General features: G+C 65.6%; 2 protein-coding genes. Both read right to left on the reverse strand.

Annotated features, from left to right (window positions below):
- Positions 1-53: 53 nt before the first annotated feature.
- A complete protein-coding gene (gene rplS / locus EAW56_RS12195; RefSeq protein WP_095277476.1) occupies positions 54-401 on the reverse strand; it encodes a 50S ribosomal protein L19 in 348 nt (115 codons plus the stop codon).
- 113 nt (positions 402-514) lie between these two features.
- On the reverse strand, positions 515-1,465 hold a 951-nt coding region (locus tag EAW56_RS12200; protein ID WP_122086823.1), incomplete at its 5' end, for a helix-hairpin-helix domain-containing protein.

A 1,465-nucleotide genomic window follows, 5' to 3' on the forward strand; every position in this document is an offset into this window, starting at 1 on the left:
AAAACGCCCCGCCCACCGAATCGTGTCAGTGAGCGGGGCGCCGGTGCCGCAGACTAGCGACGCTCCTTAATGCGGGCTGCCTTACCGCGCAGATCGCGCATGTAGTACAGCTTCGCACGACGGACGTCACCCTTGCGGACGACCTCAATCTTCTCGATGTTCGGGGAGTGCACCGGGAAGGTACGCTCAACGCCGATACCGAAGGAGACCTTACGCACGGTGAAGGTCTCACGGATGCCGCCACCCTGGCGACGCACAACGAAACCGGTGAAGACCTGGGTACGGGTCACCGAACCCTCGATAACCTTCACGTGCACGTCAAGCGTGTCGCCGGCGCGGAAGTCCGGGATGTCATCGCGCAGCTGACCTGCGTCTACAAGATCAATAATGCCGTTGCTCATATGAAGCAATCCTTTACGTTTAAGGACAGAGGACCCTAGCGGCTTCTCCCAAACGGGCGCTCGGCTGGTTCATGTCGCCTACAACAACTCGAGAAAGCTTACATAAGCCCGGGTCATTTACCAAATCCCGCTCGCTTCAGCGCGTCCGCCATCGACCCGCCTTGGGCCCCTCGCTTATCGACGCCACCGCGCCCCTTCCCGCCGCGACGCTGCTTCCCGCCCCGCTGCTGCTTGCCGCCGGGCTTTCCGGCGGGCTTGCCGCCGCCGCGCTTGGGGTCCTGCCCGGGTTCGTCGTCAAGCCTCAAGCTCAGGCCGATGCGCTGACGCTCAACGTCGACCTCCATGACCTTCACCTTGACCACCTCGCCGGAGCGCACCACGTCGTGCGGGTCCGAGACGAACTGCTTGCTCATCGCGGAGACGTGGACCAGGCCGTCCTGGTGCACCCCGACGTCAACGAACGCGCCAAACGCGGCGACGTTGGTCACGGTGCCCTCGAGGATCATGCCCGGGGTCAAGTCGCTGACCTTGTTCACGCCTTCCTTAAACGTGGCCGTCTTGAACTCCGGGCGCGGGTCGCGGCCCGGCTTATCCAGCTCGGCGATGATGTCGGTCACGGTGGGCACGCCGAAGGTCTCGTCGGCGAAGTCGGCGGGCTTGAGCTTGGTCAGCACGGCACTGTTGCCGATGAGCCCCTTGGTGTCCAGCCCCGTCGCCGCGGCAATCCGCTCAACCACGGGGTACGCCTCGGGGTGCACCGCCGACGCGTCGAGGGGGTTCGCCGCGCCCTGCACGCGCAAAAAGCCAGCGGACTGCTCGAACGCCTTCGGGCCCAGGCGCGGCACCTTGCCGAGCTCCTTGCGCGAGGTGAAGGAGCCGTGCTCGTCGCGGTAGGCCACGATGTTCTTCGCAATGGTGGCGCTCACCCCCGCCACGCGCTCGAGCAGCGGTGCGGATGCCGTGTTGAGATCCACGCCGACCGAGTTCACCGCGTCCTCGACCACCGCGTCCAGCGTGCGGGCGAGCGCAGCCTGGTTCACGTCGTGCTGGTACTGGCCCACGCC

This window comes from Corynebacterium gottingense (assembly GCF_003693265.1).
Lineage (GTDB): Bacteria > Actinomycetota > Actinomycetes > Mycobacteriales > Mycobacteriaceae > Corynebacterium > Corynebacterium gottingense.

What these genes read in the sequence shown, in the direction of transcription:
- rplS (WP_095277476.1), bottom strand. Translation starts at nt 401, where the DNA reads ATGAGCAACGGCATTATTGATCTTGTAGACGCAGGTCAGCTGCGCGAT.